Here is a 25148-nt window from a genome sequence, read left to right as displayed (position 1 = left end):
AGTAAATGATGTCTTGGTTTGTAAATGGGTTTTGCAAAAACTTTTTTTAGAAAAGTCTGCCGTGCATATGAGGATTGACGTTTTTAAAGCCGCCAGGTTAGGGAAAGGAACAGTGAGCAGCGGAAAAAGGAGGAATCTATAATGGCAATTGACTCACTCATCGGCAAATTGAAGTACGTGATGACGGAATCTCCTGATAAAATGCTCTCCTTATATGTAAATACGGATATGAGAAATCCGGATCAGCAGGGGGGAGAGTGGAAAATCGCCTTAAAAACCGGTTTTCGGAGACTAAAAGAGTATCTGTCTGCCAGTGACCCGGAAGAAGAAAAATCTCTCGTCCGAATCATGGAACGTGTCTATCAATATATTGATGGGCTCGGTAAAGAGATGCCGCGAAGTCTCGTATTTTTTGCATCGGGAGAAGGCAGTATCTGGGAGACGATTGAATTGCAGGTGCCTGTTGAAACACGGTTTTATTGGGAAGAAACGGCTGTTCTTGATCAACTAGAACATCTTCGTGAACAATATCCGAGCACGGCTTTTATTCTCACACAGCAGAATGAAGTGAAGATCATAGAAACAGTACTCGGAAAGATTGAGGGTGTGGAACATTATCAATACGATGTCATCAATGAATCGTGGAAACCGCAGGATGTAAGCGAAAACTCCGCATCGATGGACGAAGACGCTGCCAAATCCCACGTCGAAGAAAACCAAAAAAGGCTGTATAAACGATTGGCCTCAAACCTTGATCAAAAGGCCGCATCACACAAATGGGAGCGTCTCGTAATCGCGGGGGATAAGGAAACAGCCGATATTCTCGATCACCATATGAACAAACCGATTGATAGAATCATCCAAAAAAATCTGCTGAATGAAAACGAGCATAAGGTCATAGAAGAACTGTTAAAGGAAGCGTAACAAGACGAAAGGCCGGGTTTCTTAAGACCCGGTCTTTTTGGGGCTTAAGTTTGTCTAATTTCTGACGAAGCGGGCGAAACCGTTGACATCAAAGCTGAATTCTCATACCATTTGGATAGTCAGTAAAATTGAGAGAGGTCATAAGATGAACCAGACAGAAAACAAACCTAAAAGTTATACCGGTATCGTGCTGACATTGACCGTTCTGATCAACGGGTTAATTGCGGTGCTGTTTTTTATGCCGAAATCGGGTGAGGTCAGCATAGCCAATATTCATATTCTGCCAATGTTAAATGCTATTTTTAACAGCTTTACTTTTATCTTTTTGCTGGCAGCGCTCTTTATGATTAAGCAAAAGAACATTCAGGCGCATAAACGCTTTATTTTAGCCGCGTTTACGACGACTCTGCTGTTTTTGATCTGCTATGTCGTGTACCACTCGATAGCTGAGAATACTTTATTCGGCGGTCACGGCATTATTCGCGGAATTTATTTCTTTATTTTGATTACGCATATTTGTCTTTCCGCCATTATCGTGCCGCTTGCTCTGTTTACGCTGATCAGAGGCTTCAGTATGCAGGTGGAGCGTCACAAAAAAATCGCCAGATGGACGATGCCGCTCTGGCTGTATGTCAGTCTGACGGGTGTCATTGTATACTTAATGATATCGCCGTATTATTAAAAAACCGTGCTCTGCGCGGTTTTTTAATTGAAAAAAGGCGCCTCATACAGGGCGCCTTTTACTCTTCAAGCGTTTCAAGTGTTGTTACATTTAAGGATTGTTCAACGGTTTTGGTTTTTGCTTTTACTTTTTCTGCGTACGTGTAATCACCGTAGCAGTAGGGATAACGGAAATTGCCTTTATTCCCTCCGCAAGTGTATAATTTCGGATTTTTTTTGACCTGCTGCTCGGAGTATTGTTTTGCCAGTTCCTCAGTATGCGATCCTCCATGTTCAGCCACAAAATCAATATAGCCGGCTCCCATGTTGTAGCTTTGTATAATCGTATCCAAATCTACGCCTTTTTTCTTGCCTGCTTGATACATGAGAGTGAATTGTTTGATTCCCTGTTTGATACTGGTTTGAGGGTTTTTAATTTCATTTCGCTTTAAACCCAGAGATTCTGAAGACTGCATGGGATCATTTCCTCTTCCTTTTGACTCCTGATATATCATGCCGAGTACCAGCGATGTATATTTGGTGAGTCCTTTTTCATCCAGCTCGTCTTCTACGAGCGGTTTGTAATCTGTCAGCCGTTCAAGCACGATCGGTTTGACATCAAACGGAAGACTTTTGAGCAATTCATTATTTGAGAATAACAGGATGAGAAAGAAGGAAACCATGACAAAAACACATATCATCATAAGACCCGCGGCAGCGAAACAGCCTTTTTTCTTTTTCTTCACTGTGTTTCACCCTCAATTTCAGGAGCATTATGACTTTTTCATTATGACACAGATGAACGCACGAAACCAAGCAGAAACCCGTATTTGAAACATAAATTTAAAATAACGGTTCTTTTGCCAGGCGCAGGATGTATCTGCATCAATTGACATTTGGTATAATTGGGCTACTTAAAAAAAGAAGGGTGAGGTATATGACTGAATTTCACGAATCCGGAAACATGAATGACCCCGCTGTCGATTTAGATGAGGAAACATTATTTTTGGTTGCCCAGACCTTTAAGGCGCTGTCTGATCCGACCAGAATCAGAATCCTCCATTTGCTGTCACAGGGTGAGCATGCGGTAAATGATATCGCAGAAAGGCTGAATTTGCTGCAGTCCACCGTTTCTCATCAGCTGCGTTTTCTTAAAAATCTGCGCCTCGTCAAATCACGGAGAGAAGGAACATCCATTTATTATTCTCCTGAGGATGAACATGTGTTGGATGTGCTTCAGCAAATGATTCACCATACGCGGCACGATTAAAAAACATCCCTGCTTTTTAGACAGGGATGTCAGCCGTACTGGCCGTTATTGGTTTGGTCTCTGCTCGTTTTTAAAACATAAAAAGAGAATCCGCTGTAATAAACAGCAATGAAATAAAAGACACTGATGGTCAGCGGATCTGCGCCGACCGTTTGGCTGTACGCCTCCGGATGGGTGAAGTCCGCTGTGACTCGGTAAATTTCAATAACCCGATAAACAAACCTCGAGATGAATAACGTTAATAGAATAAGTTCAATCCACAGATGAGTGCGAAAATACATTTTTCCGCGGCGCTTTTCAAAAGAAATGTTCCGTTTGGCAAAAAGGACCAGAAGCCAGCCGCAAAAAGTGCCGAATAACAGATGACCGTATAAAGCCGGGTGTGTGATGCTGAAAAACGCCAGAGCGGCGGCCAGCAATGAAAACAAAATCATTCTTGTGTAAAGCCAACGGGGTTTCAAAGGCTGAAAGCCGACGGACCGTTTCACCTTTTTATACAGAAAAAAGGCAATCATTAAGACAGGGCAGATGCTTTGAAGTGTGATATGCATGGTGCGGAACTCCCCCTCCGTTGAGTAGTGTATGCTTATCCGGCTGGTTTTAGTAGTCTGATTTATTCGCAGGCTGCAAGCATCTTTTATCACAGTATGCGCGTTTCTTTTTTTGGCATAAGAGAAGCGCCTGCGCCTTTATCAGGATTTAAACAGAAAGTTCTTGAAAAACTAAGGGCATTAGTTATAATAAAACTAATAATATTAGTTTTTAGGGGGATATTGATGAGAATCTTACAATACGGAACCGTTTGGCAGCTGACCTTTTTTCCCGCGCTTTTCCCGGTGAATTGTTATTTGGTTGAAGAGGAAGAAGGAGTAACCCTGATTGACGCCGGACTGCCCAACAGTCATAAAGGAATCAAACAAGCATTACAGACGCTTAAGAAACCGCTGAATAATATCTTACTCACCCACGCGCATGGAGATCACGTAGGTTCGCTTGACTCATTATCCGCGGAATTTCCGGATGCTTCCGTCTATATTTCTGAACGGGATTCTTTCTTGCTGAAAGGTGACACTGCTTTATTTGAACATGAAGCACAAACGCCGATAAAGGGGGGAGTGCCGAAACATATTCAGACCGAACCTGATCAGCTGCTGAAAGGCGGCGAGCGGGTCGGATCTTTGCTTGTCATTCCCGCCCCCGGGCATACACCGGGAAGCCTCGCTTTTAAAGATCTGAGAAATGATATGCTGATCGTCGGAGATGCTTTTCAAGTACGGGGAGGCCTCGCTGTTTCAGGTAAGCTGAAATGGAGATTTCCGTTTCCGGCTTTTGCTACATGGAATAAAGAAGAAGCTGTCAAAACCGCAAGAACGCTTATCGCTCATAAACCAAGTATTTTGGCCGCCGGTCATGGAAACGTTCTTCATAATCCCGCTGATTTGATGGCTGAGGCGGCTGATGAAGCCGAACGCAGCCTGCCGGGAGGCCGATCATAATGTCGCCGAGAGTCGGAATGAGCCTTGACATGATTATCGGAGCCGCATCAAACATCGCTGACGAAAAAGGGCTTAACGAAGTGACGCTTGCGGCCGTTGCAAAGTCCTTAAACGTAAAACCGCCTTCCCTTTATAATTTTGTCGATGGTCTTCATGGAATTAAAACCGAGCTGGCCATCTCCGGTTTAAGCATGTTATATGAAAAAATGGCGGCCTCCTCAGCAGGCCTGTCAGGTGAAACGGCTTTGCTCGCTCTTGCTGATGCCTATATCCATTTTGGCGAAGCCAATCCCGGATTATATGAAGCAACATTTCAAAAAGTAAAAGACGGCCGAATGGAGAAGCTGTCCAGCCTGCTTGTGGATCTTGTTGTCAGGCAGCTGACAGCAAACGGTTTTGCACGTCCCGAAAACGCAATCCATGCCGCAAGAGGACTGAGAAGCCTGCTTCACGGTTTTGCCGTGTTAAGAAAACAGAGTGCATTTGAATTAACGGAATCAATTAAGGAAAGCCGGAAGTTTGCCGTTGTTGCTTTTTTAAGAGGTTTACAAACGAGTGAACAATAATAATATTATGTAAACTAACGAATGAAACGGCTTATCCAGAAGGAGGGACAAATGGATTCATTACAGCACCTCATTTGTGAACGGCGCACGTATTCACATATTTTTGATTCTCATACTCACACCTACTGTCAAATGCTCTTTCCGCTTGAAGGACAGCTGGACTTGGAGACAGAAAGCTGTGAGATTAGATTAAAACCGGATCAAATGCTGTATATTCCGCCTGGGCATGAACATCGGTTCCGTTCTATGGAACGAAATGAATGTCTCGTACTTGACATGCCGGCATATTTTTTAAAAGGATCATTTGAACCCGGCGTTATCAATAAGCTTGATTCTTTTTGGGCATCGATTCGGTTTCTGCTGACGGAAGAGACAAAGCAGCAGTCGGTTCATTCATTGAGTCTGCTTGCAGAATATATTGCTGAAAAGATGCAAGAAAGCGCTGCGAATGATTCAATCGCGTATATCCGCCGAAACCTCTCAAAGACATTTACAATTAAAGAGCTCGCCGCAATGGAACATTACCACCCGGCTTATTATTCCGACTGGTTTAAAAGGCAGACGGGGAAAAGCCCCAAAGCTTATATTGCCGAGCTCCGGATGAAGAAAGCGGAGCAATTGCTTATTGAAACAAAAGACCAGCTGACAGACATCGGACATGAGGTCGGCTTTCAAAATTTGTCTTCCTTTACCAGATGGTTTGTCAGACATAAGGGAATAACGCCGCGCGCTTACCGAAACACCTTTCAAACGGATAAATAAACCCGAAGATCGGTTAAAAAAACTGCGTCTTTTTTTGGTATCATGATTGTAAAAAAGGAGTTTTTGAAATGGCAGTCATCGAAGATTTTATCAAGCTCGATCTCAGAATAGGAACGGTGGTAAAAGCAGAAGTATTCCCTGAAGCAAAGATGCCGGCCATAAAGATGACAATAGATTTTGGCGAAGACATCGGTATGAAGCAATCAAGCGCCCAGATTACAAAACGGTATGAACCGGATGACTTGACGGGCAGGCAGGTCACCGCTGTTGTCAACTTTCCGCCTCGCCGGATTGCCGGATTTAAGTCAGAAGTACTCGTTCTCGGCGGCATCCCGGAAAAAGGAGACGTGGTCCTGCTTACGCCCGAGCAGACCGTACCGAACGGAACGAAAATCGGATAATAAAAAAAGACGTTTGCAGAAGCAAACGTCTTTTGCGTATTGAGGCGATACACCACACGCCACATTCGTGTGTGCCGCAAGGGCATGTGCATCGGCTTACACAATTCAGCTCATCGCTATATGAATATAGCATGGCGGGTGCAGAAATGCAAGAGAAATCGTCATATTTTGACGTAATCTGTGGAAATTAGGGTTGAATTACCGAATGACTATCTAATTGCAAAGAATAAATAGTTAAAATATGTAAGAAGGTATTCAGAAAAGCATTTGAGCGTGGCTTGAGTGCGGACCCAACTGTGACCTCAAATGCGCTTTTGTGAACTGCTAAAAACGTTATTAAATCAATCAAAATGTACTGAAAATTAAAGTGATTACAAGGTGTAAGTGTGAGCTGGAATCCATTCTGGATCTTTTTTAAAAAAAATGCCCTGCAAAGGACATCATTTTTAGTCTAGAGTTTTAGGTTTACCTAACGATGTTTTTGAAAAGAGTCGGAGTTTGAACCCAATTTACATCTTACTCTCTTGTACTAGCGAATAGATGCCATTAATCGTCCTCCTTGATATCATTATAACTATTAAATAATAAAATAAATATATACTCTTATTTTGTATATCCCCAAATGACTTTTCTAACGCACTATCAATGTAAATAAACCAGTAATTATTATAATTGCTCCACAAACTGTAATAAATGTGCCATTTTTTCGGTGTTCTGATTTAGCCGTTGTGATCCCTCTGATTAGATAATAAAGACCGACTAATATTAGAGTCCAATAAAAGAAGGCACCATTTAAGGTAAAGCCTAATATGAGAAATAAAAGAACCAATGCTAGCGATGTGTAGTGGAAAAGTCTGAATGCAAGATTAGTCATTATAGACCTCCTAGTTTAAATTCTCCTTAAAATACAATTAATAGGTTGAATTATACTCTATAAACCTCCGGAATTGTAAAATGTTCCTCCGAAATTCGGAAGAGCAGGATCTTCTCGAAGACCTCCCAGTATCCCTAACATATGAAATAGACGAGTCCTCAAATTGAGGATTTGCTCTAAACATTGGTTGCAGTCGCATTTCCGACGTCAATATTTGCAGGTTGGAGAGCAGGAAGTTACATCACCATTCAAAGCTTCTTATGGCGAGGCAGAGGGAAATTTTAATCAACGTAAATAATTATAATTTCTCGGGCATACGCATAGTGATGAAACTGGATTAGACAAGCTTTCACACGTATGTGTAAGTGTAGAGAACACTGATTTCAAGCCTGTTTCATCTGAATGGATTAACTCTAAAGGATGAGAGGGACTATTGGGAAAAATAGCTTAACGTAAGCTTCAAAAACAACATGAAAAAACGCCATAAAAACTTATTATGGCGTCTGTCCGAACTAGGAGGTACTGTTCATGGCGGAGAGGGGAGGTCTTACATGCCCACGAAGGCTGCACCAACGATGATTAATAAGATGAACAGCACCACAATCAATGCAAAGGAATTCCCATACATAATGTCTCACCTCCCTCTTGAGAGGATTAATACAAGTTATGCTGAATCGAAGTTTTTCGACAGGGATTGCGGTCTATTTGAACTCAAAATGATTATTTTATCCAAGTGATGGATGGTAACCAAAGGTTTACTCAAACGGAAAATAAGCTGAAAATACAATGAAGATAATGAGAAAAAACAAAAGTTGGAAACTAGACTGTTTATGTAGAGAGTGTCTACAAGAAAGGGTATGTAACCGGCTAGAAGCTGGGTGCACGAATCGTTCAGTCTGCTAAATCACAGTGTGTTAAAATATGGATGTGTATTCTGTTCATCATAACGGAGAAGCGAAGAAGGGATTACGAATGAATTAAAAAGATTACTTTAAAACAGCTATTAAGTCATACTGCAAGCGACATAATATATCACCCAAAAAGCAAGATTTACAAAGCAAGATGCGTTGTACCTATTAGTGTGAAAAACTATTTGGAAATGGGATAGATATAGACTGTTTTAAAGCCCTTGACTTAATTGTGGCCGAGAAAAATTGAATTTTAGCCAAATAATTTTTATGTTTGCAGACTCTAAAAAAGTACATAGAGTAACAGTTTCTTTTGCAGAAAAAGATTATAATGTATCAAACGCATTAAGTTCAGTATTCTAACTGCTCATTACCATTAGTTGAACATAGTTAAAACCAGTCTCTCATGATACTATTCCGTTGCATACATAATATACATTTTTGCAAATAAAATATAGAGAGTGTAAGCATGACGGAGAAAGAGTTAATCGAGAAGTACAACCTGCAAAATTGCACTTTCACATTTATTAATGAGCCTAACTTTGAACGAATGACAAAAGGATTTACGGTTGGTTTTCACAGGGGAGAGGGATGCAAAACCCTTGGAAAAGTTTGAAGGATACTTTATTAGGAAACAAAGATATCACAGGTAAGAGAAATAGTAGGGGACTCAAAGCTGAATCCAAAGTGAGAAGGTGTTTGACATGCAGAAAGTGAACTGGTCAGAACAGTATGAATGGTTCAATAAACAGGATGAAAAAGACGGGCGTTTGATGGCGCTCCTTCGTCATGAGCTTTCATATGGTGAGATCATACGATTATATAAGAAAGGGTTTTATTTGAAATCAAAAGGAGGGGGTGTTTCCTTAAATAAGGACGATATCCGGTGTATGTTTGGGGTTGAGGAGACATAGGACGGCATGTCTTAATGAACGGGAAGAGAAAAACTCTTCCCGCTTTTCGTGGCAGGTGTTAATCTTTTTCCAGCATGGCAGTCAGCCATTCTCTTAATGCAGTCTTTTGTACGTACCGCTTTCCGTTTCTGGTAATGTGCGGAATGCCGGAAGTGTCAGGCACGATTTGTTTCGCTTCTTCCTTAGTAACTCCTAAATAATAGCCAATATAGAAGTACAGATCTTTTTCTTTAATGAGAATTTGGTCAGTGTGTTCATGAGGGTCAGGTGATTTAAAGTTTTTTAATCCGTCTCCTATGAAATATCCGGCTAAAGCGATTCCGATGCCGGTAATGATATCCATACAGCAAACCTCCAATAAAAGTTATTATGTTTTATACGGTCAAATCCGCCGAAAGGATTCACCTTCAGTAAGACGGGGGGAGCTTATTTTTGCTTTCCGAGCTTTTCGATCTGCACCTTTCCGGAGAAGAAAACAGCGCCTCCGCCCATATCTGCAAGCCGATCGGGAGTGAGTGAATTGACCAGCTGTTTTTTATCATCCATGTCGGCCCAAAGACCTTGGCTGACTGCAACGCCGGGAAGGACCTGTTCGCCGACTGAAGCTGTCAATTCACATTCACCGCGGTGATTCCAAACCCTGACGGTTTCTCCGTCTTCTATGTTTAGGCGGGCAGCATCTTCTGTATGAATAAAAAGTTTTGGCGCCCTTTCCAGTTTTACGTGTTTTTCATTATTCGAAAATGTTGAATTTAAGAAATTATGATTCGGTCCCGGAACAAATAGAAACGGAAAATCGTCATCGCTCTTCAGAGGAATGTGCGTCGGCAGCGCCGGATAACCTTCCTGTTTCATCTTTTCAGAATATAATTCAATCTTTCCGCTTGGTGTCTTGAGCTTGCCCGGTAAAAGCGGTTTTTTCCGTTTGGCTCTCATAAAGGAATGGCGTGAGAGCGAATCGTAATCAATATCCTCGATATACGGGTTGTCGGGACAGTCCAGCGCCTGTTTGATTAATTCTTCATCAGAATCCTGAAGCTCCTGCTCGGTAAAACCCATCGCCCCGGCAAGCAAACGGAACACTTCTGTATTCGATTTGCTGTCTCCATACGGTTCGATCACCGGTTTTTGCAGCTGAATAAAATGATGCCAGTAAGACGTGTAAAAATCCGTGGTCTCAAAAGCAGATGCAGCAGGGAGCACAATATCCGCATATTTGGCGGTTTCCGTTAAAAATAAGTCATGAACGACTGTAAATAAATCCTCCCGCAGCAGGCCTTTTCTGACTTTATTCGCTTCCGGCGCAACCACTGCGGGATTGGTGCCGTATATAAACAGGGAGCGCACGGGCGGATTTGTTTCTAAAAGAACGCTTCCGAGCCTGTTCATATTAAATGATCTTGGCTTTCTGCCGTATAGCAGATCAGGACGCTGTAGCGCCTGTCTGTTATAGTTTAATACCGCGCTGTTATGTTTGATTGCGCCTCCCCCGGTGTTGAGCCACTGTCCTGTTACAGCCGGAAGACAGGCAACGGTGCGGACGATCATTCCGCCATTGTCATGATGCTGAATGCCGTTTCCGATCCTGATAAGGGAAGGGGAGGTTTCACCGTACATTCTCGCAAGACGTCTGATATCGTCGGCTTTAACGCCTGTAATAACAGAAACCGTTTCCGGATCATACTGTTTGACATGCGCTTTTAATTCTTCGCTGCCTTCAGTGTATTCTGTGAGAAATGCTTCATCGTGAAGGTTCTCATCGAATAAGACATACATGATACCGAGAGCGAGTGCGGCATCTGTGCCGGGACGAATGGGAATAAACCAATCGGCAAGCCGGCCGGTTTGATTCTTATGTACATCGATAACGACAATTTTAGCTCCTTTTTTCCGGGCTTTTTGAGCAATCATAACTTGGTGCATATTTGTGCTGACAGCATTGATTCCCCAAAAAATAAAAAGTTTTGCATGGATGGTCTCCTCAGGATCAGTACCCGCGCCTTCTCCCATTGTATAGTTATAGCCTTCAGATCCGGCTTTGCTGCAGATCGTACGTTCAAGATGACTCGCCCCGAGACGATGGAAAAAACGGCGGTCCATTCCCTCTGCCGCCAGTTTTCCCATATTGCCGTAAAAGCTGTACGGAAGAATGCTTTCTGCTCCTTCTTCGGCAATCAGCTCTTTCCAGCGCGCACTGATCGTATTGATCGCTTCCTCCCAAGAAATAGGCGCAAACTTGGCTTCGCCTTTTTCACCGATCCGTTTTAACGGAGCTGTTAAACGCTTCTCATCATAAATGCGCTCAGCCATGTGTCTGACTTTGTTGCATATGTTCCCTGATGTGACCGGGTGATCGGGGTCTCCCTGAATTTTTACGATTTTTCCGTCTTTTTTTGTCACAAGCAAACCGCATTGATCGGGACAGTCCAGTGAGCACACCGACTTAAAGACCCCGTTTGGCTGTTCTGCTGCAGAATTCATAGCCCATTTCTCCTCTTTTTTTATATTGTAAGCATTATAACATTTCGAAATCGAACGTCAATTCAGAAAAAAGTGTTGACATCCAAGAAAGACTTTTCTATGATGGGTTTATTCTTTTAAACAGCCTGACAATTTCATCATTTTATTTTCTATCAAGAGAGGTGGAGGGACTGGCCCTATGAAACCTCGGCAACATTTATTGTGCCAATTCCAGCAAGCGTACGCTTGAAAGATAGGAAAGAATGATCTATACATATTTGTGCGCTTCAAGCGGATAAAGACGGTATATGAATCTCTTTCCTTCTTCGGGGAAAGAGATTTTTTTGTGGAAAAATTTATGTGAAAAGGATGTTTTGCACCATGACGGTTTTAATTACCGCACCATATCACGATGAGGGGCTGAAGGAGCTGACAGAGCTGTTCGGCCGGACTGTGCACAGGCCGTGGAAGAAGCACGGCCGGGCTTATCGGGAAGACGAATTAATCCGGATGATCCAAGAGACAAATGCGGCGGGGCTTATTACTGAACTTGATGAGGTATCTGAGCGTGTCATTGACATATTGCCGGATTCCGCTTTTATCGGCGTCTGCAGAGGGATGCCGTCTAATGTGGATATTGAGGCGGCGAATAAAAGAAAGATTCCTGTTTTCTTTACACCGGCCCGAAATGCCCAGGCCGTTGCTGAACTGTTTATCGGAAATGTGATTTCATTTTTGCGTCATACGTATTCTTCTCATCAGTGGCTGAAGGATGGGAAATGGAATGGTGATTATTTGCAGGCTTACGTCAAATTCAGAGGATATGAGCTGACGGGAAAAACAGTCGGCCTTATTGGTTTCGGAGCTGTTGGACAGAGAATCGCCCGGCTATTGGCCGCCTTTGACTGTAAGGTGCTGTACTACGACCCATTTGTCAATCATGAAAACCGGGAGTATGAAAAAACGACGATGGAACGGGTATTTTCTGAAAGTGATATTGTTTCCGTTCACTTGCCGCGCACAGAAGAAACCATCGGCCTTATCGGCGCCAAGCACTTTCAGTTGATGAAACAAGAAGCTGTTTTTGTCAATACGTCAAGAGCGGCGGTAACAGACAGGGAAGAGCTGTTGCGGGTGTTGAAAGAACGGCGGATTAAAGGAGCGATCCTTGATGTATTTTATCACGAACCGCCTGAATCTTCTGATTATGAATTGATCTCTTTGCCGAATGTGTTAGCGACTCCCCATTTAGCGGGAGCAACATTTGAAGTGGAGGATCATCATGTGAGAATTTTAAATGATGCGCTTTTCAAATGGAAAAAAGATCAAACCTGCTCAATACGTGAACTTTATAACAAAAGAGAACTTGTAACAAAGGGATAGCAAAAGGAGGAATCTGTAATGGCCGGACAAAAAGGCTACCTTGTATTTGATATCGGGACGGGGAATGCACGAGTCGCGGTTGTGACTGCCGGCGGCGAAGTGACCGCACTAGAAAGGGAAGACATTGAATATGTGACGGAGCCGCTTTATCCAGACGGCCGCTATTTCTCGCCGGAAAGAATATGGACGAAAATCAGCGCGATGGCAAGGACGGTTATTGCCAAAAGCCCTCATATTACATTAATCGGAATTACCTCAACAAGCCAGAGGCAGGGAGTTGTTCTGATCAATAAAGATAAAAAAGCATTTCTCGGTCTGCCCAATATTGATAACAGAGGGCGCGAATGGGAAAGCGGAATTGAATTAAAAGATGAAGTGCATCAGCAAACCGGACGTCTCCCGAGCGCTCTATTTTCCGCAATGAAACTTGTGGGATTAAAAGAAAGACAGCCGTCATTATGGAAAGAAGTGGCGTATATCACAAGCATCAGTGACTGGGTGACATTTGAGCTGAGCGGAATTTTGAGCTATGAACCGTCACAGGCTGCCGAGACGCTGCTGTTTGACGTAAGGAAAAAAGCGTGGTCCGAAAAATTATGCAATATCTTCGGTGTTCCTTCTTCCATTCTTCCTTCACTCGTCCGCTCTGGGACGGTTGTCGGAATGTTAACGTTTAAGAAAGCGGAGGTTCTCGGCCTTCCGGAAAGAGTGCCTGTGATTGCAGGCGGAGGAGACACACAGCTTGCCATCAAAAGTGCGGGTGCAAAGCCGGGGGATATCGTCATCATATCCGGCACGACAACGCCGATTACAAAGATAACGGCGGAGGCCGGAACTGAAAGTTTAGAGAAAGCATGGCTGAATTGCCACACAGAAGAAGGTCAATGGCTTCTAGAAACAAATCCGGGTGTAACCGGGCTCAATTATCAAAAATTAAAATCCATTTTTTATCCGAATGAATCCTACGGCGTCATGGAACAGGAAATCGCAAAGCTGCCGAAATATGATCATGCCTGTGTTTCTGCGTTAGGCTCCTATTTATCGCCTGAGAAAAACGCACTTGCAAAAGGCGGATTTATTTTTGATGCCCCGCTGTCCCATAATTTAAGCAGAGCGCATTTTGTCAAAGCCGCACTGCTGGAAATTGCTTTTTCAATCAAATGGAACTATGAGGCGTTAACAGAGGTAACTTCCTTTTCACAAAATGATGTGAAGGTGTGCGGCGGCGGTTTCCAAAGTGATGCATTAACACAGTTTCTTGCTAACCTTCTGCAAAAGAAGATTTATAAGAGAGAAGGCTTCAGTCAGGCATCCGTAATGGGGGCGGCGGTGATTTGCAACGAGGCTCTCGGTGTGAAAGAAGAGCTTTCGAGCCGCACAAAGGTTATTGAACCGGAATCGGATCAGACGGATCTCTTCCTATATGAAGAATGGAAACATACGCAAAGGTTATTTACGCATTTTCAGCCGGCGGTGAAAGCCTGACTCGGGGCTGGGATATATTTCTGAATGATTAATGACAACATGAAAGTCTGCAGAGGAGGAACAAAAAATGCTTAATAAAATAGGAATTCCGAAACAGCTTGCCTGGGGGTTTTTGGGAGTTGTGCTGTTTATGATGGGAGACGGCCTTGAACAAGGCTGGCTCAGTCCGTTTTTAATTGAAAACGGCTTGACGGTTCAGCAATCAGCGTCCCTGTTTACGGTTTACGGTATTTCTCTTGCAGCAGCGTCTTGGTTTTCAGGCGTCTGCCTCGAAGCCTTCGGGGCAAAGCGGACGATGTTTATGGGGCTGTTATTTTACGTCATCGGAACAGCCGCGTTTATCGCATACGGATTTGAATATCTTAATTTGCCGGTAATGTATGTCACGTATTTTATTAAAGGGCTGGGGTATCCGCTGTTTGCCTATTCTTTTTTGACTTGGGTGATTTACCGGTCGCCAAAAAACAAGCTCAGTACGGCGGTCGGCTGGTTCTGGATTGCTTATTGCTGCGGCATGTTTGTGTTCGGCGCGTGGTATTCAAGCTGGGCGATCAAATCATTCGGCTATTTGAATACCCTTTGGAGTTCGATTTTTTGGGTATGCCTCGGCGCGTTTTTTGCATTGATTTTAAATAGGGACCGCTTTGAAAAGAAAAAAGCAGATAAGCAGGAAAAGGCGCATGAATTAATGAAGGGAATCACCATTCTTGCTGAAAATCCGCGTGTGCTTTCGGGAGGGATCGTTCGAATCATTAACAGCATCGGAACATACGGTTTTCCGGTTTTTCTTCCTATGCATATGGCGCAGCACGGCATCTCTACAAATGTATGGCTGCAGATCTGGGGAACGATTTTTCTAGGCAACATCGTATTCAATTTAATTTTTGGCGTGATTGGCGATGCATTCGGCTGGAAAAAGACCGTCATGTGGTTCGGAGGAGTGGGCTGCGGCATTTTTACCCTTTTATTATATTACGCTCCTGTTATATCACATGGGAACTTGCTTTTCGTCAGTATTATCGGCTTTATTTGGGGAGGCCTTCTTGCCGGATTCGTTCCGATTGGAGCCATTGTCCCGACAGCAGCTGGCCAAGATAAGGGGGCGGCCATGTCTGTATTAAATCTGGCTGCCGGCCTGTCAGCGTTTGTCGGCCCGGCGCTGGCTTGGGCATTTATCGGTCTTGTCGGCGCACAAGGTGTCGTATGGATTTTCGCGGCGCTATATTTTGCAAGTGCACTTTTGACAAAATGGATACATATCCCTGAAGAAAAAACGGCGAAACAAAATGACGCTTTGCCTGAATACGCATCTTAACTGCAGCGCCCCGAACCTTCGGGGCGTTTTTTGTTAGAGCTTATGCCAAGAGGGAGATTTGAGACTGCTTTCTTGTTCAGCGTTTTTCAGGCACACAGTTGCAGCATTAAAACTCAATTGAACAAGGATCTGCTTTCTTAGATAATAAATTGAAAATCCGTCATGCCTAAGTGAATTGTAAACGAACATATACTCTGGCTTCTGTGCCTTTTCCGCAGACCCATACGATTTTCTCCGTTGCCATTAACAAAAGCAATATTTCTCGAGCTCGAATAAGACAGCTTCTGTTTCTGGAATTTCAACTGTAATATACATAGCCTGATCGATTAAATTCCGGCTGAGGTCAGAAACTCAGGACGCGAAGTTTCTTTAAATCTGCGAGACGATGGTGCTCATCACGAAGTTTCAACATTGTGAGCGGCTCAACAGAATGTTTGATTCGCTTTATTGTAATTTACCGATTTTTTTGCTATATTTGATTGATTTTCTCAAAATGCTTATTGGGAGCGCTTTATTATTTACACGGTGGAGATATAACGAGATCGAAAAGCTTTCTATCTATTTACGTCAAATTAGCAGCGGGGATTATTCTCTTGATGTTCGAGATAATCAAGAAGGAGAGCTTAGTATATTAAAGAATGATATTTATAAAGTGACGCTTATGCTGTCAGAGCAGAGATCTCTTTTGCAAAAAGACAAAATCCAGCTGACAGATGCCATTTCTGATATATCCCATCAGCTTAAAACGCCGCTTACATCCATGATGGTGATGGCAGATTTATTAAGTGACCCTGATTTGTCTGATGAAAAAAGAACAGAATTCACTCGAAATATCCGTATTCAGCTTGAACGAATCGATTGGCTTGTTTCTTCATTATTAAAACTCTCGAAAATTGATGCAAAGACTGTTCAATTCAAAAAAGAGCAAATAAAGGCAGAAAACCTTATACAAAAGGCGTTAGAGCCTGTATTGATTCCTATGGATATTAAAGAGCAAACGGTTTCAATCAAGGGGGAAGAAATGGTTACTTTTCGGGGCGATCTCAATTGGACAGCTGAAGCGATCATCAATATTTTGAAAAACTGTGTGGAGCACACTCATGAGGGCGGAAAGATTTCCATTTCCTTCGCCGAAAATGCGTTGTTTACTGAAATTATCATTGCCGATAATGGCAGAGGAATTCTAAAGGAAGATATACCGTATATTTTTAAACGCTTTTATAAAGGGAAAAATGCCTTTGATGGCAGCATTGGCATCGGCCTTTCTATGGCTTATAGCATTATAACAAGTCAAAACGGAGTTATTGATGTGACGAGTGACAGTGAAAAAGGCACGAAGTTTCGGATTAAATTTTATAAACAGGTGATTTAACCATAAGTGACTAAATTGTCACTTTTACAGTCACTTGAAAGTCATTTTAGACAGATAAAATAAATCCATCAAGCTAAGTATGGAGGTTTTACAAATGGACATTTTAAACATCGAACATCTGTCTAAAATATATGGAAAAGGTGAATCATCGGTAAAGGCGCTTGATGATGTTTCTTTTTCAGTCAAAAAAGGTGAATTTGTCGCAATTATCGGTCCATCCGGATCGGGAAAGTCAACGCTTTTGCATTTGCTTGGCGGTGTGGATCGCCCGACAAGCGGAAAAGTCCTGGTTGAGAACACGGACATTTATAACTTGAATGAAACACAGCTGGCAATCTTCAGACGCAGACAAATCGGTTTGATTTACCAATTTTACAATCTGATCCCCGTACTGACAGTTGAAGAAAATATTACGCTGCCGCTCTTGCTTGATAAACATAAGGTCAATAAGAAGCAGTTTGATGATATCGTGAAAACGTTGAATCTGCAAAATCGTTTACACCACCTGCCTAATCAGCTTTCCGGCGGACAGCAGCAAAGAGTCTCGATTGGAAGAGCGCTGATTAGCAGCCCCGCTATTATGCTGGCAGATGAGCCGACCGGTAATCTGGATAGTAAAAATAGTAAAGAAATCATTGACTTATTAATCATGTTTAATAAAACCTATAATCAGACGCTGATTGTCATTACCCATGATGAACGAATTGCTTTGCAAGCTGACAGGGTCATTTCAATTGAAGATGGAAGGATTGCCAAAGATGAGGTGATCCGCCGATGAACATCGTAAATAAACTGACAGTCAGACATTTGAAAGAAAATAAGAGACGAACGCTTGTGACAATCATTGGTGTCATTATTTCAGTTGCCATGTTAACTGCCGTTGCAACACTCGGTTTCTCTTTTTTTGACTTAATGAAAAGACAAACGATTGCAGATTCAGGGGAGTGGCATGTTCTTTATAAAAATGTAAATAAGGAACAGCTTCAAAAGATAAAAAATGATAACGAAACAGAAGCGGCGGTGATTTCCAAAGATCTCGGCTATGCCTCCTTAAAAGGGGGGCAGAATACAAACAAACCCTATTTATTTATCAAAGCGTACAATTCACAAGGTTTTAAAAAATCTCCGATTGAATTGAGCAAGGGCCGTCTTCCGAAAACAGCAAATGAAATCGTTATTTCAGAGGCCATTGCTTCAGATGCAAAGGCAGAATATAAGATCGGTGAGCATGTAACTCTTGATGTTGGCGAACGTTTCATTAAAGGCAGCGACAATCCATTAGATCAATCTAAATCATTACGAATGGAAAATGGTAAAGTGACTGAAACATTAAAAGGTAAAACCACAAGGCATTATACTGTTGTAGGCTATATAAAACGTCCAATATGGGAACCAACTTGGGCACCGGGATATACAGTGATCAGCTATGTGGATGAAACCATAATAGGAGCAAACGATCAAGTCAATGTTGCAGTTATCTTAAAAAAAGTGAATAATTCCTTATTTGCTCACGCCGAAAATATAGCGAAGAAAAACAAAATCGAATCTGTTCAATTTAATTATGACTTACTTCATTATTACGGCATCAGCAATAAACCCGGCGTGCGGAGCACAATTCTTCCATTATCAGTCATCATTATTGGAGTTATTATGATTGGCTCAGTTTCGTTAATCTATAATGCTTTTGCAATTTCCGTCTCGGAACGTTCCCGTCACTTAGGCATGCTTGCAAGTGTAGGGGCTACGAAAAGCCAAAAGAGAAATTCAGTGTTTTTTGAGGGAATGATCATTGGTTTAATTAGTATTCCCGCTGGAATTATATGCGGGCTTGCCGGGATCGGAATTACCTTTCGGTTCATTAACTCCCTCATTCAAGGAGCTTTGGGGATTACTGAGAAGTTAACGATGATTATCACGCCATTATCGCTCTTGATTGCCTGTGCTGTTTCCATGTTGACGATTTTTGTTTCAACATATCTTCCTGCCGTAAGAGCATCTAAGATTACCGCCATTGATGCAATTCGGCAAACAATCGATGTGAAGCTTACAGGCAAAACAGTGAAAACGTCAAAGTTCGTTCGCAAGCTTTTCGGAATTGAAGCTGAGATAGGGTTGAAAAATTTAAAAAGAAACAAACGGAGATACCATGCAACCGTATTTTCACTTGTGATTAGCATCATTTTGTTTTTAGTCGTCTCATTTTTCACCTCCAATTTGAAAGAATCCTTAAAACTCTCACAAGATGGTGTAAATTATGATATTCAAGTATCGAATAACTATGGAAAATTAGCTGATCAATCGATTCAAACGATTGCAAACCTACATGACGTGACGGAATACAGTATAGTTAACGAGTTAACCGTGAATGCTTGGATCGAAGAGACGTCAATCTCCCGTGAATTGAAAGAAATAGTAAATAAGGATAAGAGCAGGCTTAAGGATGGAAAATATCCTTACAATATTACGATAAATACATTAAATGATTCGAATCTGAAGGCTTATGCAAAAGCAGTTGGCGCAGATTACAAACAGCTGACGGATCCGAAACATTTAGCTGCCATCGTGATTGACACAAACTATTATAAAGATATGGAAACAGAAAAATATGTCGAAACGAAGGCCATTCATACGAAACCTGGCCAAAGTATTGGCTTAACCTATACAGATGGGGGATCAGAAAAAGAAGTAAATTTAAAAAAAGTGAAAATAGCTGCGCTGACAGATCAATATCCTATGGGGATTTTTTCAGAAGTGGTAGGCGGATTAAATATTATTTCGTCAAAACAAGTCATGGATCAATTGATTAACGATAAGATGAAGGATGAGATTTACACATATCTATTCCTGAAAAGCTCGAATCCGATGAAAACACAACAAGAAATTGAAAAAATGAAAGATCATAATTTGCATGTTGAAAATAAGTATCAATATCGAAAACAAAACGAACAGATGGTAATGTTAATGTCAGTATTTTCTTATGGGTTTATTGCATTAATTTCAGTGATTTCGATTGCGAATATCTTTAATACAATTTCAACAGGCATATCCCTTCGAAAACGAGAATTTGCGATGCTGAAATCTGTTGGAATGACGCCAAAAGGCTTTAACAAAATGATGAACTATGAAAGTATTTTTTATGGAATGAAGGCGCTGATTTTCGGGATTCCAATCAGCTTTGCCGTGATGTATTTGATCTATAGGTCAATGATGAACAAATTCAGCTATGGATTCATCTTTCCCTGGATGAGTATTATTTATGTTATTGCTGCCGTATTTGTCATCGTTATTTCCGCGATGCTAAATTCCAGCACAAAAATAAAAAAGGAAAACATTATTGAAGCACTGAAGCAGGAGAATATATAGGGTGAGGGCGGAAGATCTCATTGAATAAGATACAAAAGCCGGTGACCTCACAAATAAGACGACTTTCTATAAACTGAGGAAGGAATATGAAAAATCTACCCCAAAACGAAAAAAATGAGCCGAACTTACATAAATAACTGTAGAGGATAAAAATTTCGTTTTGAAGGTAAATTCAAAATAATAGCTTGACGGGCATGCGGCAGATCCCTATTGAATAAGTTGCGCAAAGCGCTGTATTTGTTCTTGTAACGATTGTTTATTTTCTCTGAATTGCTTAAAACGATGTCCGTTTGCACCGGACGGATGCGGAAAGCCTTCTAAAATGACCGCATGATCCATCCTGCCGTTCTTTTTCAGCGTGCGGCAGGCGGTTTCTGCCGCTTTGCCGAGAGGGATGAGCAGAATATCCTTTTTCATCATTTCTATTTCATCCGGAAAACATTTCAGCGCATAACGGCTGAGGAGAGCCGACCTGCTGATTGTCGGCCGATGCCCCGTATAGTTTTTGTGTTTATAAAAAACAGGGTGTTTGATAACAGATGTTGTATGAAGCAGCTCCCGTTTCGCGTCAAATAACTGGGATGAATCCTCAAAGTGAAGCGCGGCCGGCAGTCCGCATTCATTAAGCATTTCAATGATGTGCTGTCTCATTGAACCGGAAAGGCCGGCCGCTTTTTTTGTCTCATATGCTATCATCTCAAGAGATGCACCCCTTTTTAAAAGATGCGCCGCTGCTTTGTAAGCCCGCTGCATCTGAGAAAAACCGGGTGTAATTCCGGAAATGGCAACCTCTGCGTGCGGATTGATATATTCATTATGAGGCGAATAATACATGTCCAGATCTCCGTCCTTGGCTAAATGGAAATTCGCAGTCAGCAAATCCGCCTTTGTAAATCCTCCTGAAAACGAAAGTGTTTTAAGCTTCTGCAAATAAAGCGAAAGCCGCTCACGGTCGCATATCATGTTACGCCTCCTTGAATCCATCAGTTCCTTATAGTGTCATCAAATACGGCGGACGACATGCAGGCTCATATTTCGCTTTTTCCGGCGTTCCAGAGCATTTTCAGGACGTGAGGCGTTCCTTTAACTTCGGCAGCCGTTGTTTGCATGGCTGTTTTTTTAGTGAGAAAGTCTTCCTGCAGTTCTTTCTGCTTTTGCGATAACAGACGGGTTTCTGTTTTGATTTCTTCAACGGACGTCTGCATGGACGCTGCTGTCCCGTTGATCTTGTTTATATCCGGCTTTGTGTTTCTTTTAAAACGCACGGCGGATACGGCTAAATAAATCAATGCGGCAGCCTCCACGGCAGCACTGATATACAAGATGATGATCATCTCTTTTTCACTCCTTTTTTCTCTGCTGATACCCTTTATGGAGAGTGTTGAATCATTTTATTTGCTAATTATTTTTTTTCTGCTTATAATGTGAAATCGTACATAAGGACATTCAGAAAGGGTGAAAGACATGGAAAGCTTACAGAACAAAACGGCTCTTATCACGGGCGCGGGCAGAGGAATCGGACGCGCCGCCGCTATTGCTTTAGCCAAAGAAGGAGTCAATATCGGTTTAATCGGCCGCACTGAAGCAAATGTCGAAAAGGTTGCAGAAGAAGTGAAAGCCCTTGGTGTAAAGGCATCCTTCGCTGCTGCCGATGTGAAAAAACAAAAAGAGGTTGAACAAGCCGTCTCCTCTATTAAAGAAGAACTCGGTGAGGTTGATATTCTTATTAACAATGCCGGAATCAGCAAATTTGGCGGATTTTTGGATCTTACGCCTGAAGAGTGGGAAGACATCATTCAAGTCAATGTAATGGGTGTATACCATGTGACACGCGCTGTTCTTCCTGAAATGATTGAAAGAAAATCAGGAGATATCATTAATATTTCTTCTACGGCAGGCCAAAGAGGCGCCGCGGCGACAAGCGCATACAGCGCTTCAAAATTTGCCGTTCTCGGCTTGACTGAATCTCTCATGCAGGAAGTCAGAAAACACAATATCCGTGTCAGCGCAATGACTCCGAGCACGGTTGCCAGCGACATGTCTATTGAATTAAATCTGACAGACGGCAATCCGGAAAAAGTCATGCAGCCTGAGGATCTTGCAGAATATATGGTTGCTCAATTGAAATTACATCCGCGTATTTTTATCAAAACTGCCGGTTTGTGGTCAACAAATCCTTAAACAAAAGGAGGCCTGTCTTCATGACGGGTCTTTTTTTATTTCCGCAAACCGAATGAACAGGCAAAAGAAGTGAAAAAGGGGCCGAGAACAGTTATAATTAAACTAAATGAACTATGTACCAAATGTTCATTCGGTTTATTTTCCCCGCTGCCAAAAAACAAATAAACACGAGTCAAACTGTTCGCGCGATAAAAGGAAAAACGGGGTATAAAGAGAATATTTAGTACATGGAATAATTTGTTAGAGGGAAGGGTGTGCACATATTGAAAGAAGAAAAAAGAAGTTCAACCGGTTTTTTAGTGAAACAAAGGGCTTTTTTAAAGCTTTACATGATTACGATGACAGAGCAGGAACGGCTTTACGGACTGAAGCTTCTTGAGGTGCTGCGCTCTGAATTTAAACCCATCGGTTTTAAGCCGAATCATACCGAGGTGTACCGTTCACTCCATGAACTTTTGGACGACGGGATTTTAAAGCAGGTAAAAGTCAAAAAAGAAGGAGCCAAACTCCAGGAAGTCGTTCTCTATCAATTTAAAGACTATGAAGCTGCGAAGCTTTACAAAAAGCAGCTGAAAGTTGAGCTCGACCGCTGCAAAAAGCTGATAGAAAAAGCCATTTCCGATAATTTTTAAATCCGTCCGGAACACATCGGCCTCCCGGGTTCAAACGGTGTGTTCTGTGATTCATTATACATAATGACAGGCAGGGGACAATACATTTAATAAAACCTCAAACTTGACATCGAGTCCTGACATGATAACATAAAAAACGTGTGAAAAATACGAACGAAATACGAACAAGGGAGATGTTACCGATCTTAGATCAAAAGAAAGTTGCTTTTATCGGAGCAGGATCAATGGCTGAAGGAATGATATCAGGCATGGTCCGTGCAAAAAAAATTCCCAACCAAAACATCTGCGTGACAAACCGCCGCAATACAGAGCGACTCGCTGAATTGGAACATCAATACGGAATTCAAGGCGTGGCTTTTGACAGCATGAAAACCGAAGACATTGATGTTTTTATTTTAGCCATGAAACCGAAGGATGCTGCAATCGCTCTGGCGACGCTGAAACGGCGTATTCAACCCCATCAAATCATCCTGTCTGTCCTGGCAGGCATAACGACCTCATTTATACAACAATCATTACATGATCGCCAGCCTGTTGTCAGAGTCATGCCAAACACATCCAGCATGATCGGCGAATCGGCAACAGCTGCGGCTTTCGGAGACCATGTCTCTCACAGTTCAGCAAAAACCGCGGTATCCCTTCTGGAATGTCTCGGGCAAGTGTATGTGATCAAAGAAGATCAGATGGACATTTTCACAGGCATCGCAGGCAGCGGTCCGGCGTACTTTTATTATTTAATGGAGTTTATCGAAAAAGCAGGTGAAGAAGCCGGCTTAGATAAACAGCTGTCCCGCAAAATCGGCGCGCAAACGTTATTAGGCGCAGCTAAAATGCTGATGGAGACGGGAGAAAAACCGGATGTGCTGCGGGAAAACATTACCTCTCCAAACGGCACGACGGCAGCCGGCCTCGATGCGCTCAGGTCAGAAGGCGGCGGGGAAGCTATCGCCAAAGCCATTAAACACGCGACCGAACGTTCTATTGAGATCAGCAAAACAATTGAAAAAACAGCAGCACTATAAAAGACAAAAACAGGAGTGATACAGTGACGTCTCGGACGGAGATCAAAAGAGTCGCGGTGAAAATCGGCAGCAGCTCACTGACGAGCCTGCACGGAGAAATCAGCAGAAGAAAACTGGAAACTTTGGTGGATCAAATCGCAGAGCTGAAAGACAGAGGCTATGAAGTGATTTTAGTATCTTCCGGCGCGGTGGCGGCAGGTTATCGAAAACTCGGGTTTATTCAGAAACCGGAAAGCCTCCCTGAAAAACAGGCTTCTGCTTCTATCGGGCAGGGATTATTAATGGAGGCATATTCAAAGCTGTTTTTAGCTCACGGTTATGTCGCGTCACAAATTTTAATTACAAGAAGCGACTTTTCCGATGAATACCGCTACCACAATGTCCGCAATACGATGAACGTCCTTTTGGAACGAGGCATTATTCCGATTATTAATGAAAATGACACCGTCACAGTCAACCGGCTGAAATTCGGTGATAACGATACACTCGCAGCAAAGGTGGCAGGTTTAATTGATGCCGATATGCTTGTGATTTTATCAGACATTGACGGATTATATAATGATAATCCGCGCAGCAACCCGAAAGCGCAAAGAATCCGGCATGTAAGTGACATCACCCCGGAAATAGAAGCAAGCGCGGGAGATGCCGGAAGTGAAATGGGAACCGGCGGAATGCGCTCAAAACTGGATGCTTTTAAAATTGTGATGGCCTCCGGTATTAAAGGCTTTCTCGGGCAGGCTAACGCTCCGGACATTCTGCTGCAGGCGGTAGAAGAGGCGGCTGAAGGAACTTATTTTGAAGCGGAAGGAACCCTGCCGTTAAGCCACAAAGAACAATGGCTTGCATTTAATTCCGGCCCCGAAGGCGAAATTGTGATGGAAAAGGAAAGCAGCCGCGATGTAGCGAACGGAAATGTGGCGCTGTCACCGCAGGACATTGAACAGATTAAGGGCAGATTCAGCAGCGGGGCGGTTGTCAGACTGCTTGATCAGCAGGGAGAAGAGCTCGGACTCGGCATCGTCAATTATTCCTCAGCCCAGTTGATGACATTTAAAGAAACACCGCACAAACAGACCGAGCAATCGGTTATTGATCCAGAAGCGTTTGTCTGCCACGTTGAGCTGTCCATCCCGATCGGCTGACAAAATTCAATATAAACA

The 25148-nt window shown here is 42.6% G+C and carries 24 protein-coding genes and 1 riboswitch; of the genes, 17 read left to right on the top strand and 7 right to left on the bottom strand.

The window, feature by feature from the left end:
* Positions 1-141: 141 nt before the first annotated feature.
* Positions 142-924 (top strand): VLRF1 family aeRF1-type release factor, encoded by a 783-nt coding sequence (locus QRX25_RS09300; protein WP_212101589.1) that lies wholly within the window; start codon positions 142-144, stop codon positions 922-924.
* Positions 925-1069: 145 nt separating this feature from the next.
* The gene (locus QRX25_RS09295) at positions 1070-1606 is read left to right on the top strand and encodes a DUF420 domain-containing protein (RefSeq protein ID WP_013352511.1); all 537 of its coding nucleotides are present in this window, start codon (positions 1070-1072) and stop codon (positions 1604-1606) included.
* 58 nt (positions 1607-1664) lie between these two features.
* Here QRX25_RS09295 and QRX25_RS09290 read toward each other — a convergent pair whose 3' ends face one another.
* On the bottom strand, positions 1665-2330 hold the full coding sequence (locus tag QRX25_RS09290) for a lysozyme family protein (protein WP_065981653.1): 666 nt from the start codon (positions 2328-2330) through the stop codon (positions 1665-1667).
* Between the two features lie 218 nt (positions 2331-2548).
* On the opposite strand from QRX25_RS09290, the gene czrA reads away from it, so the two are divergent.
* A complete protein-coding gene (gene czrA / locus QRX25_RS09285) occupies positions 2549-2854 on the top strand; it encodes an ArsR/SmtB family transcription factor (RefSeq protein WP_212101691.1) in 306 nt (101 codons plus the stop codon).
* 29 nt (positions 2855-2883) lie between these two features.
* Here czrA and QRX25_RS09280 read toward each other — a convergent pair whose 3' ends face one another.
* A complete protein-coding gene (locus tag QRX25_RS09280) occupies positions 2884-3405 on the bottom strand; it encodes a CcdC protein domain-containing protein (RefSeq protein WP_065981652.1) in 522 nt (173 codons plus the stop codon).
* 225 nt (positions 3406-3630) lie between these two features.
* On the opposite strand from QRX25_RS09280, the gene QRX25_RS09275 reads away from it, so the two are divergent.
* From QRX25_RS09275 to csaA, 4 genes are all read left to right on the top strand, one after another.
* Positions 3631-4350 (top strand): MBL fold metallo-hydrolase, encoded by a 720-nt coding sequence (locus QRX25_RS09275; protein ID WP_212101586.1) that lies wholly within the window; start codon positions 3631-3633, stop codon positions 4348-4350.
* Complete coding sequence (locus QRX25_RS09270) at positions 4350-4916, top strand: TetR/AcrR family transcriptional regulator (protein ID WP_212101583.1); 567 nt, start codon at positions 4350-4352, stop codon at positions 4914-4916. Before QRX25_RS09275 ends, QRX25_RS09270 begins: the two co-directional genes overlap by 1 nt.
* Before the next feature lie 51 nt (positions 4917-4967).
* Positions 4968-5678, top strand: coding sequence for an AraC family transcriptional regulator (locus tag QRX25_RS09265; protein ID WP_212101580.1), 711 nt, complete (start codon positions 4968-4970; stop codon positions 5676-5678).
* A gap of 68 nt (positions 5679-5746) precedes the next feature.
* Positions 5747-6079 (top strand): chaperone CsaA, encoded by a 333-nt coding sequence (csaA, locus tag QRX25_RS09260; protein ID WP_212101577.1) that lies wholly within the window; start codon positions 5747-5749, stop codon positions 6077-6079.
* Positions 6080-7500: 1421 nt separating this feature from the next.
* Here csaA and QRX25_RS09255 read toward each other — a convergent pair.
* The 3 genes from QRX25_RS09255 to QRX25_RS09245 all read right to left on the bottom strand — a co-directional run bounded on the left by QRX25_RS09255 (position 7501) and on the right by QRX25_RS09245 (position 11256).
* Positions 7501-7581, bottom strand: a complete 81-nt coding sequence (locus QRX25_RS09255) for a YjcZ family sporulation protein (RefSeq protein ID WP_076983235.1) — start codon at positions 7579-7581, stop codon at positions 7501-7503.
* Positions 7582-8833: 1252 nt separating this feature from the next.
* A complete protein-coding gene (locus QRX25_RS09250; RefSeq protein WP_065981644.1) occupies positions 8834-9118 on the bottom strand; it encodes a hypothetical protein in 285 nt (94 codons plus the stop codon).
* A gap of 83 nt (positions 9119-9201) precedes the next feature.
* The gene (locus tag QRX25_RS09245; protein ID WP_212101574.1) at positions 9202-11256 is read right to left on the bottom strand and encodes a molybdopterin oxidoreductase family protein; all 2055 of its coding nucleotides are present in this window, start codon (positions 11254-11256) and stop codon (positions 9202-9204) included.
* 146 nt (positions 11257-11402) lie between these two features.
* A riboswitch (SAM riboswitch) is annotated at positions 11403-11495 on the top strand.
* Between the two features lie 121 nt (positions 11496-11616).
* Between QRX25_RS09245 and QRX25_RS09240 the strand changes: the two genes are divergently transcribed.
* The 6 genes from QRX25_RS09240 (at position 11617) to QRX25_RS09215 (ending at position 20153) form a co-directional block, all read left to right on the top strand.
* A complete protein-coding gene (locus QRX25_RS09240) occupies positions 11617-12618 on the top strand; it encodes a 2-hydroxyacid dehydrogenase (RefSeq protein WP_212101571.1) in 1002 nt (333 codons plus the stop codon).
* 18 nt (positions 12619-12636) lie between these two features.
* Complete coding sequence (locus tag QRX25_RS09235; RefSeq protein WP_212101568.1) at positions 12637-14103, top strand: FGGY-family carbohydrate kinase; 1467 nt, start codon at positions 12637-12639, stop codon at positions 14101-14103.
* 67 nt (positions 14104-14170) lie between these two features.
* Positions 14171-15418 (top strand): RbtT/DalT/CsbX family MFS transporter, encoded by a 1248-nt coding sequence (locus QRX25_RS09230; protein WP_212101565.1) that lies wholly within the window; start codon positions 14171-14173, stop codon positions 15416-15418.
* A gap of 385 nt (positions 15419-15803) precedes the next feature.
* Complete coding sequence (locus QRX25_RS09225) at positions 15804-16790, top strand: sensor histidine kinase (protein WP_212101562.1); 987 nt, start codon at positions 15804-15806, stop codon at positions 16788-16790.
* 94 nt (positions 16791-16884) lie between these two features.
* Positions 16885-17568: an ABC transporter ATP-binding protein gene (locus QRX25_RS09220; protein WP_065981637.1), complete on the top strand. Its 684-nt coding sequence runs from the start codon at positions 16885-16887 to the stop codon at positions 17566-17568.
* Positions 17565-20153 carry an ABC transporter permease gene (locus tag QRX25_RS09215; protein ID WP_212101559.1) on the top strand — a complete coding sequence of 863 codons (2589 nt, stop codon included), beginning with the start codon at positions 17565-17567 and terminating at the stop codon, positions 20151-20153. The genes QRX25_RS09220 and QRX25_RS09215 overlap by 4 nt, the downstream gene beginning before the upstream one ends.
* A 207-nt stretch (positions 20154-20360) precedes the next feature.
* Here QRX25_RS09215 and QRX25_RS09210 read toward each other — a convergent pair whose 3' ends face one another.
* Positions 20361-21116 (bottom strand): hypothetical protein, encoded by a 756-nt coding sequence (locus tag QRX25_RS09210; RefSeq protein WP_212101556.1) that lies wholly within the window; start codon positions 21114-21116, stop codon positions 20361-20363.
* Positions 21117-21181: 65 nt separating this feature from the next.
* A complete protein-coding gene (locus tag QRX25_RS09205; protein WP_212101552.1) occupies positions 21182-21487 on the bottom strand; it encodes a DUF948 domain-containing protein in 306 nt (101 codons plus the stop codon).
* 130 nt (positions 21488-21617) lie between these two features.
* On the opposite strand from QRX25_RS09205, the gene QRX25_RS09200 reads away from it, so the two are divergent.
* The 4 genes from QRX25_RS09200 to proB all read left to right on the top strand — a co-directional run bounded on the left by QRX25_RS09200 (position 21618) and on the right by proB (position 25130).
* Positions 21618-22334 (top strand): 3-ketoacyl-ACP reductase, encoded by a 717-nt coding sequence (locus tag QRX25_RS09200; protein ID WP_212101549.1) that lies wholly within the window; start codon positions 21618-21620, stop codon positions 22332-22334.
* Between the two features lie 263 nt (positions 22335-22597).
* The gene (rtp, locus tag QRX25_RS09195) at positions 22598-22966 is read left to right on the top strand and encodes a replication termination protein (protein ID WP_014470319.1); all 369 of its coding nucleotides are present in this window, start codon (positions 22598-22600) and stop codon (positions 22964-22966) included.
* A gap of 173 nt (positions 22967-23139) precedes the next feature.
* The gene (gene proC / locus QRX25_RS09190; protein WP_115997499.1) at positions 23140-23988 is read left to right on the top strand and encodes a pyrroline-5-carboxylate reductase; all 849 of its coding nucleotides are present in this window, start codon (positions 23140-23142) and stop codon (positions 23986-23988) included.
* Positions 23989-24011: 23 nt separating this feature from the next.
* Positions 24012-25130 (top strand): glutamate 5-kinase, encoded by a 1119-nt coding sequence (proB, locus tag QRX25_RS09185; RefSeq protein ID WP_065981631.1) that lies wholly within the window; start codon positions 24012-24014, stop codon positions 25128-25130.
* Positions 25131-25148 lie beyond the last annotated feature (18 nt).

The sequence above is a fragment of the Bacillus sp. L381 genome, from assembly GCF_030284525.1.
Classification (GTDB): Bacteria; Bacillota; Bacilli; order Bacillales; family Bacillaceae; genus Bacillus; species Bacillus amyloliquefaciens.
The sequence above is the reverse complement of the archived record's forward strand: the minus strand, read 5'-3'. Positions and strand labels throughout refer to the sequence as shown.